Source organism: Pantoea sp. R102 (assembly GCF_004916815.1).
In the GTDB taxonomy this organism is placed as follows: domain Bacteria; phylum Pseudomonadota; class Gammaproteobacteria; order Enterobacterales; family Enterobacteriaceae; genus Pantoea; species Pantoea dispersa.
The window spans coordinates 1-8,300 of sequence record NZ_SDFT01000244.1; the positions used below are offsets into that span (position 1 = coordinate 1).

The 8,300-nt window shown below is 57.0% G+C and carries 5 protein-coding genes and 3 pseudogenes; 6 read left to right on the plus strand and 2 right to left on the minus strand.

The window, feature by feature from the left end; translation table 11 throughout:
* The first annotated feature begins 391 nt into the window (after positions 1-391).
* The 3 genes and pseudogenes from malT (at position 392) to ERD80_RS20835 (ending at position 3,745) form a co-directional block, all read left to right on the plus strand.
* Positions 392-3,094 (plus strand): HTH-type transcriptional regulator MalT, encoded by a 2,703-nt coding sequence (gene malT, locus ERD80_RS20825; protein ID WP_136548386.1) that lies wholly within the window; start codon positions 392-394, stop codon positions 3,092-3,094.
* A 126-nt stretch (positions 3,095-3,220) separates the two neighbouring features.
* A complete protein-coding gene (relB, locus tag ERD80_RS20830; protein ID WP_058759167.1) occupies positions 3,221-3,460 on the plus strand; it encodes a type II toxin-antitoxin system antitoxin RelB in 240 nt (79 codons plus the stop codon).
* Positions 3,460-3,745 (plus strand): annotated as a pseudogene (locus ERD80_RS20835) (type II toxin-antitoxin system RelE/ParE family toxin). The gene relB and the pseudogene ERD80_RS20835 overlap by 1 nt, the downstream one beginning before the upstream one ends.
* 118 nt (positions 3,746-3,863) lie before the next feature.
* On the opposite strand, the gene ERD80_RS20840 reads toward ERD80_RS20835, so the two are convergent.
* Together ERD80_RS20840 and ERD80_RS20845 are read right to left on the minus strand one after the other, a co-directional pair.
* A complete protein-coding gene (locus ERD80_RS20840) occupies positions 3,864-5,645 on the minus strand; it encodes a sensor domain-containing phosphodiesterase (RefSeq protein ID WP_136548388.1) in 1,782 nt (593 codons plus the stop codon).
* A 498-nt stretch (positions 5,646-6,143) separates the two neighbouring features.
* Entirely contained in the window at positions 6,144-7,025 is an 882-nt protein-coding gene (locus ERD80_RS20845) for a LysR family transcriptional regulator (protein ID WP_136548390.1), read from the minus strand.
* Between the two features lie 104 nt (positions 7,026-7,129).
* Between ERD80_RS20845 and budA the strand changes: the two genes are divergently transcribed.
* The 3 genes and pseudogenes from budA to ERD80_RS20860 all read left to right on the plus strand — a co-directional run.
* Positions 7,130-7,912 (plus strand): acetolactate decarboxylase, encoded by a 783-nt coding sequence (gene budA, locus ERD80_RS20850; protein WP_136548392.1) that lies wholly within the window; start codon positions 7,130-7,132, stop codon positions 7,910-7,912.
* A gap of 14 nt (positions 7,913-7,926) precedes the next feature.
* A pseudogene (locus ERD80_RS20855) lies at positions 7,927-8,211 on the plus strand (thiamine pyrophosphate-binding protein); the annotation flags it as partial.
* A pseudogene (locus ERD80_RS20860) lies at positions 8,202-8,300 on the plus strand (diguanylate cyclase); the annotation flags it as partial. The pseudogenes ERD80_RS20855 and ERD80_RS20860, both read left to right, overlap by 10 nt.

Sequence of the window (8,300 nt, forward strand, 5' to 3'; positions counted from 1 at the left end):
GCGCGTGCCACCACTGGTCGGGGACCATTTCCTGCGCATCCGGCAGGCCAAAACGTTGCCACTGGCGCACCAGCGCGGCAGAAAAACGGTCAGGGTCAAATGTGGGCAGTGCCATAGAGAAACTCCAGTCGAATAAATAGGGTTACAGGCAGTGTGACGCTGCCGCCAGGCGGCTACCTCCTCCTGCAAAAAATTCCGCGGGGAGGACAGGGAGGGTGGAGAGGCTGAGGTAAATCTGAAAGCGCGGCAGGAGTGTGATAACACTCGCTTTTGTAAAGCGTAACTAATCAGTTCGCTTGCATTCAGTAACCGAATCTCCGAACGTGTATGACTATTAATTACGAAGCGTAAAAAAATGATGCGCTGAACGTTAACGGAGAAGCGTGCGCCCATGTTGATACCCTCAAAACTGAGTCGTCCCGTTCGTCCTGAAAGCACGGTTACCCGCGATCGTCTGCTGCAAAAGCTCAGCGCAGCGGCGAATTACCGGCTGGTGCTGATTGCCAGCCCGGCGGGCTACGGCAAAACCACGCTGGTATCGCAGTGGGCGGCTGATAAAAGCGAGCTGGGCTGGTATTCATTAGACGAGGGCGACAATCAGCCGGAGCGCTTCGCCGATTACCTGATCGCCGCGCTGCAGCAGGCTACCCGCGGCGCATGCAGCCGCAGCGAGACGCTGGCGCAAAAGCGTCAGTACGTGAACCTTAATGCGTTGTTCGCCCAGCTGTTCAATGAGCTGGCCGCGTGGCAGCAGCCGCTGTGGCTGATCATCGATGATTATCATCACATCACTAATCCCGCCGTGCATGAAGCCATGCGCTTTTTCCTGCGCCATCAGCCGGATAACCTGACGCTGGTGGTGCTGTCCCGCAATCTGCCGCAGTTGGGTATTGCTAATCTGCGCGTGCGTGAACAACTGCTGGAGCTGGGCAGCCAGCAGCTGGCCTTCACCCATCAGGAGGCGAAACAGTTCTTCGACTGCCGCCTGAGTGCGCCGCTCGCGCCGGATGAGAGCAACCGTCTGTGTGATGATGTAGCAGGCTGGGCGACCGCGTTACAGCTGATCGCACTGTCCACCCGTCAGGGCGCGGCATCGGCGCAGGACTCCGCTCGCCGGCTCTCCGGTATTAATGCCAGCCACCTTTCCGATTATCTGGTCGAGGAAGTGCTGGATAACGTCGATGCCGCCACGCGCCATTTTTTGCTGAAGAGCGCGTTATTGCAGTCGATGAATGATGCGCTGGTCGCCTGCGTGACCGGTGAAGACAACGGGCGCATGCGGCTGGAAGAAATTGAACGTCAGGGACTGTTTATTCAGCGCATGGATGATTCAGGGCAGTGGTTCAGCTATCACCCGCTGTTCGGCAGCTTTTTGCGTCAGCGCTGCGAATGGGAGCTGGCCAGCGAGCTACCGGCCATTCACCGCGCGGCTGCGCAAAGCTGGATGGCGCAGGGGTTTCCCGGCGAGGCGATTCATCACGCGCTGGCGTCCGGCGATACTGATATGCTGCGCGACGTGCTGCTGCAGCATGCGTGGACGCTGTTCAACCGCAGCGAACTGGCGCTGCTGGAGCAGTCGCTGAATGCGCTGCCGTGGCGCACGCTGCTGACCAGTCCGAAACTGGTACTGCTGCAGGCCTGGCTGATGCAGAGCCAGCATCGATTTTCCGAAGTTAACCGGCTGCTGGCGCGCTTTGAGGAAGGCTGCGACTGCGAAATTGACGCTGCGCTGCAGGGTGAATTCAATGCGGTGCGCGCACAGGTGGCCATTAATCACGGCAACGCCGACGAAGCAGAGCGGCTGGCACGGCTGGCGCTGGAAACGCTGCCGGAAACGCGTCGCTATAGCCGCATTGTGGCCACCTCAGTGCACGGCGAAGTGATGCATTGCAAAGGCGACCTGACCAACTCGCTGGCGCTGATGCGGCAAACCGAACAGATGGCGCGCCGCGATGAAGCCTGGCACTACGCGCTGTGGAGTTTGATTCAGCAGAGCGAAATCCTGTTCGCGCAGGGATTTTTACAGTCAGCGTGGGAGATTCAGGAAAAAGCGTTTGTGCTGGTGAGTGAACAGCATCTGGCGAACATCCCGCTGCACGAGTTTTTACTGCGCATCCGTGCGCAGCTGATGTGGGCGTGGGGCCGGCTGGATGAGGCCGAACACGCCGCGCGCGCGGGCATCAAAGTCCTGAAAGGCTATCCGCCCCAGCAGCAAATCCAGTGCCTTGGGCTATTGATTCAGTGCTCGCTGGCACGCGGCAATCTGGATAATGCGCGCAGCTATCTCAGCCGGCTGGAAAACCTGATGAATAATGGCGTGCTGCACAGCGACTGGATTGCCAACGCCGACAAAGTGCGGCTGATCTACTGGCAGATGACGGGCGATGCACAGAGCGCCAGCCACTGGATGCGCCATACCGATAAACCCGCCTTTGCCAACAATCATTTTTTGCAGGGCCAGTGGCGCAATGTGGCGCGGGCGCAGATCCTGCTGGGCAATCTCAACCAGGCCGAAGTGATCCTCGATGAGCTGAATGAAAATGCGCACGCGCTGCGGCTGATGAGTGATTTAAACCGTAACCTGCTGCTGCTAAATCAAATCTACTGGCAAACCGCGCGCAAAGCGGAGGCGCAGCAGGCGCTGATCGAAGCGCTGAAGCTGGCACGCAGCACCGGCTTCGTCAGCCACTTCGTGATTGAGGGCGAAATGATGGCGCAGCAGCTGCGCCAGTTAATTCAGCTCAATACGCTGAGCGAACTCGATCAGCATCGGGCCCGGCGCATTCTCAGTGAGATCAACAAGTATCACCGGCATAAGTTTGCCCATTTCGATGAGGGCTTCGTCAGCCGGCTGCTGAACCACCCGGATGTGCCGGAGCTGATTCGCACCAGCCCGCTGACGCAACGAGAATGGCAGGTGCTGGGGTTGATCTACTCCGGCTACAGCAACGATCAGATCGCCGGCGAGCTGGACGTCGCGGCAACCACCATCAAAACCCATATCCGTAATCTGTACCAGAAGCTGGGCGTCACCCATCGCGCCGAAGCGATGCACCAGGCACAGTCAATGCTGAAACTGATGGGCTACGTTTAAGGCAGAAGTCGTGTGGCGGTGAATCTCATTACCTGCAGAGCGCGTATAACGCTGGGCAGGACTTGATATATACATGAGGGAGTGAAATACTTGTAATGACATTTGTATGTACAGGAGGAGTAGGACATGGGCAGCATCAACCTGCGTATTGATGATGAACTCAAAGCACGTTCTTACGCTGCGCTTGAAAAAATGGGGGTGACTCCCTCTGAAGCGCTTCGTCTCATGCTTGAGTATATCGCCGAAAATGAACGTTTACCGTTCAAACAGACACTGCTGAGCGACGAAGATGCTGAGCTGGTCGAAATAGTGAAAGAGCGGCTTCGCAATCCTAAGCCAGTTCGTGTGACGCTGGATGACCTTTGATGGCCTATTTTCTGGATTTTGACGAGCGGGCACTAAAGGAATGGCGAAAGCTGGGCTCGACGGTACGTGAACAATTAAAAAAAGCTGGCTGAAGTACTTGAGGCACCCCGTATTGAAGCGAACAAGCTTCGCGGTATGCCTTACTGCTACAAAATAAAGCTCAGGTCTTCAGGTTATCGCCTTGTCTATCAGGTGATAGACGAGAAGGTGGTGGTTTTCGTGATTTCGGTTGGTAAAAGAGAACGCGCGGAGGTTTATAACGAGGCCGTGAAGCGCACTCTCTAAAACTAAGCCGGGCATTTCTGTTTCACCTTTAAAGTATCATTTTGCTTTAAGCTAACAGACTCATCGTATTGCCACTGAGTCTGCTCCAGACGCTCCCCGGCGTACACTGAACCACACCTCAGCTTTGTGCCGCGAGCTGGCGCGTCAGCCACGCATCCAGCTCGCTTTCCGGCAGCGGGCGCGCATAGAAGTAACCCTGCGCCTGATCGCAGCCGTACTCCGCCAGCGCGGCAACGGTGTCGACATTCTCTACGCCTTCAGCCAGTACGGTGTAATCCAGCTGTTTCAGCATGGTAATGATGCTGCGCGCAATAATCCGCGACGCGGTATCTGAGGCGATTTCGCTGATCAGCGCGCGATCAAGCTTGATCACATCCAGCGGCATCCGTCGCAGGTAGCCGATATTGCTGTAGCCGGTGCCAAAGTCATCCAGCGAGATGCCAAACCCACGCAGCTTGAGCATCTCCAGCCCCTGTAGCGCGGCGGGACTGTTAATAATCTGCTCGGTCTCCAGACATTCAATGCCCAGCAGCGAGGTCGGCAGGCGGGCCTGCAGCATCTTCGTTTCCAGCGCATCGGCAAAGCCGGGATCAGAGAAGTCGCGGCTGCTGATATTGATGGTCACTGGCAGCTGGAGGGGGCTGTGCTGCAGGCGTTTTAACCTGGCGATCGCCTTGTCGGTCACCCAGCTGGTTAAGGCGCTGAGCAGCTCGGTCTGTTCCGCCAGCGGGATAAACAGATCGGGAGCGAGTTCGCCGCGCTGCGGATGCCGCCAGCGCACCAGTGCCTCCAGTCCAATGGGCCGGCCACTGTTCAGGCAGATCTTCGGCTGGAACGCCAGCCACAGGCCCTGATCCTGTTGCAGTGCCGCAGCCAGATCGTTCATCAGCAGAAAGTCCTGAGTGCGGCGCTGATCGGCCACCAGGCTGAAGCTCATGGCGGGCACCCGGTTGCCGATCGCCTCATGCAGCGCACTCACCGCCCGGCGCAGCACTTCCTGCGCGCGAAGTTCTGCTGGAATGAAAATGACCTCGCCGGTAAAGCAGGTGAGGGCGACAGAGATGCCCGCGTCCAAATCCGCGCTGATCCCTGCCAGGTTTTCCGCCACCGATGCGGCGGTCAGCGGGCTGTTATCCATGGTGAGAATCGCAAAACGCCCGGTGGCGACGGTATAAATGATGTCGTCCGCACCGGGCTGCAGGCGCAAAGGCAGTAACGTGGTGACGTGCTTCAGCAGGCTTTCCACCGGCCCCATGCCCATGGAGCGCGCCAGCTCGTAGGCGCGCGGCATGTCAATGCAGTCGATCAGGATCAGCCGCTGCGGCGTCCGGTCCCCGATGGAGGCCAGCCGCTGCAGGTCGCGAATCAGGCGCTGGCGGTTAGGCAGTGCCGTGACCGGATCGGTGAAGCCGGCGCAGTGCCACGCTTCGAGGAATGACATCACCAGATCGGCCAGCAGCTGTAATACCTTCACCTGATCAGCGCTGAACGGGTGCGGTGCAACGTCGGTCACGCACAGCGTGCCCAGCACGTAACCGTCACGATGCCTGAGCGGCACACCGGCGTAAAAGCGGATAAAAGGGGCACCGATGATCAGCGGATGACGGGCAAAACGCGCATCCAGCAGGGTGTCGGAGATAACTACCGCGCCGTCACTGTCCACGGCGTGGCGGCACAGCGAGTCCTCGCGGGAAGACTGCTCCAGCGCAAAATTGTGGGCGGCGCAGATATGCTGATGTTCATCATCCAGAACCGAGACAAAGCTACCTGGAATACCCAGTGCCTGACTGGTCAGCCGGACAAAGTTTTGTAATACGTCGTCACGGCTTTCGTCGCGACTGCGCAGCGCCTTCAATGCCCGCGCACGGCGATCGTCGTCACCGTTAAAGTTCATCAGCATAAGTTCCTCCGCGCCGGCCTGGTTCCGGTGCGAAATTTAACAGCAAAAAGTACAGTGTGCGGCCTGCAACACCCTGCCGCTGGCGTGGTTAATAAGCGTAAATATTATAATGGTCTTTCTCATGGTAGGCTTAACACCGGCATCTGTCATTTTTATTTTCTTTAACGAAATTTTTAAGCAGCGACGATTCTGATAATTTATCGTAATATTTTTATCAGTCTGATTGATAACAGGTTACGCGTCCTCACTGCTAACTCTAATTAAGTAGAACGTGCAGACATTAATCACTGAGAATGAAGGAATTATTAATTTCTGGCAGAGATGAGTCGGGTAATAATACTTGCTTTTAGTGATTGATGAGCAAAATAATAGTATCACTGCGTATTATTATCCTGATAAAAAACGCACCTGCCGGTATATTTATTATCCTGGCTAATGTTATATAAGCGTATTGTTCAGTCCGCTCTGTCACCACAGACATCAGATTTCCCCCTCAAATTATTCCCCGTTAATCAAACTCAGCAGGTGTAACACCGTTTTGGCCGGATGATTACGCCGCCAGGCAAAGGCAATGTCGGTGAACAGCGTATTGTTTTCAATGTCACGAAATACCAGCTGTGGATTGTTGACGCAGCACAGCGAAGCCGGCACCAGCGCAATCCCGCAGCCTGCGCCCACCATGCCGAGCGAGGAGGTAATCTGCGGTGCCTGCTGAAAGCGACTTGCGGCAAAGCCGGCGCGCAGACAGGCACTGACGATTAATTCGTACAGGCTGGGCGCCACCTCGCGCGGGAAAATAATCAGTGATTCTTCGGCCAGCTGCGTTAGCGCAACACTTTGCTGCTGGCTCAGCGCATGGCTGGCTGGCAGCGCCACTTTCATCTCCTCCGTGGCGATCACTTTCAGGTTAAACGCCTTACTGCTCTCACACGGCAGACGAATGAACGCCGCATCCAGCAAACCTTCCCCTAAGTCCTGCATCAGCAGCGCCATGTTCTCTTCCCGGGTGATGAGCTCCATCGCCGGGTAGCGCGTTTTGAAGGCGCGAATCAGATCAAACACCGGCGCGCCAAACGCCACCGAGCTGGCAAAACCCAGTGACATCTGGCCGCTCATGCCCCGCGCCACGCCGCGCGCCTTTTCCAGCGCCATATCGGCCAGCTGCACAATCGCTATCGCATCGGGCAGAAACGCGCGGCCCGCATCGGTCAGTTCCACGCCGCGCGTCAGGCGCTTCAGCAGCGGCGTGCCGATCTCGTGCTCCAGCCGCTGGATTTGCTGGCTGAGCGGCGGCTGCGACATGCCCAGCAACTCGGCGGCGCGGGTAAAGTGCTGCGTTTCAGCAACGGCAACGAAATAACGCAGGTGGCGAAGTTCCATATCAAAAACGTCTCGAAGTTGGCAGTTTTCACTATTGGATTCTGTGAGCCATGTAGCCCACCATGATATTAACACGGCTTAACTATCTGATTGTGAGGCAGCAAATGTGTAACTTTGTATCTGATTGTTCATGCGAAGATCAGCTAATGGCATCCGTCACTCAACTGGGACAGCAATCACCAGAAAAGGTTATCTATCAGACCTCCCTGATGAGTGCGCTGCTCAATGGCGTCTATGACGGTTCAACCACCGTCGCGCAGCTGTTACAGAAGGGCGATTTTGGCCTCGGCACGTTCAATCAGCTGGATGGAGAACTGGTGGCATTTGACCGGCAGGTTTATCAGCTGCGCGCCGATGGCAGCGCCAGCCCGGCCCGGCCTGAACAACAAACCCCGTTCGCCGTGATGACCTTCTTCAAACCGGAACATCAGCACCGCTTTGCGCATACCGCTACGCGCGATGACGTCCATCAGGTGATTGATCGCATCATCACCTCCGATAACCATTTCTGCGCGCTGCGCCTGAGCGGCCGCTTTGCCTCGGTACAGACGCGCACCGTGCCCTGCCAGTGCCGTCCGTATCGCTCTATGCCGGAAGTGCTGGGCAATCAGCCCACCTTTGATTTTCGCCAGCGCGACGGTGAGCTGATTGGATTCCGCACGCCGCAATATATGCAGGGTATTAACGTCGCCGGCTATCACGAGCACTTCATCACCGACGATCGTCAGGGCGGCGGGCATATCCTCGACTATGTGCTGGAGCAGGGCACGCTGACGTTTGGTGCCATCAGCAAGCTGGTGGTCGACCTGCCGCAGGATCGAGAGTTTTTACAGGCCGATCTCAATCCGCAGGATCTGGATGCCGCGATCCGTTCCGTCGAAAGTTAATCGCAGAGGTGATCATGAAACAGCTTAAAACCCAGACGCTGTGGAACAGTGGTGCAGACCTGGTTGTCGCTCAGCTGGAAGCGCAGGGCGTAAACCATATTTTTGGCATTCCCGGTGCCAAAATCGACAAGGTGTTTGATTCGCTGGTGGATTCTTCCATTCAGCTGATTCCGGTGCGTCATGAGGCTAACGCGGCGTTTATGGCCGCGGCAATGGGCCGCCTGACCGGCCACGCCGGCGTAGCGCTGGTGACTTCCGGGCCCGGCTGCTCAAACCTGGTGACCGGCATGGCCACCGCGAGGGCGACCGCGCGCTGATGGACTTTGCCGATGCCATGAAGGTGAGTTTTCGCCATGCCGATATCTTTGCCCGGCTCGGCGGCGATGAG

What these genes read in the sequence shown, in the direction of transcription:
- budA (WP_136548392.1), top strand. Translation starts at nt 7,130, where the DNA reads ATGTGTAACTTTGTATCTGATTGTTCATGCGAAGATCAGCTAATGGCA.
- ERD80_RS20840 (WP_136548388.1), bottom strand. Translation starts at nt 5,645, where the DNA reads ATGCTGATGAACTTTAACGGTGACGACGATCGCCGTGCGCGGGCATTG.
- relB (WP_058759167.1), top strand. Translation starts at nt 3,221, where the DNA reads ATGGGCAGCATCAACCTGCGTATTGATGATGAACTCAAAGCACGTTCT.
- malT (WP_136548386.1), top strand. Translation starts at nt 392, where the DNA reads ATGTTGATACCCTCAAAACTGAGTCGTCCCGTTCGTCCTGAAAGCACG.
- ERD80_RS20845 (WP_136548390.1), bottom strand. Translation starts at nt 7,025, where the DNA reads ATGGAACTTCGCCACCTGCGTTATTTCGTTGCCGTTGCTGAAACGCAG.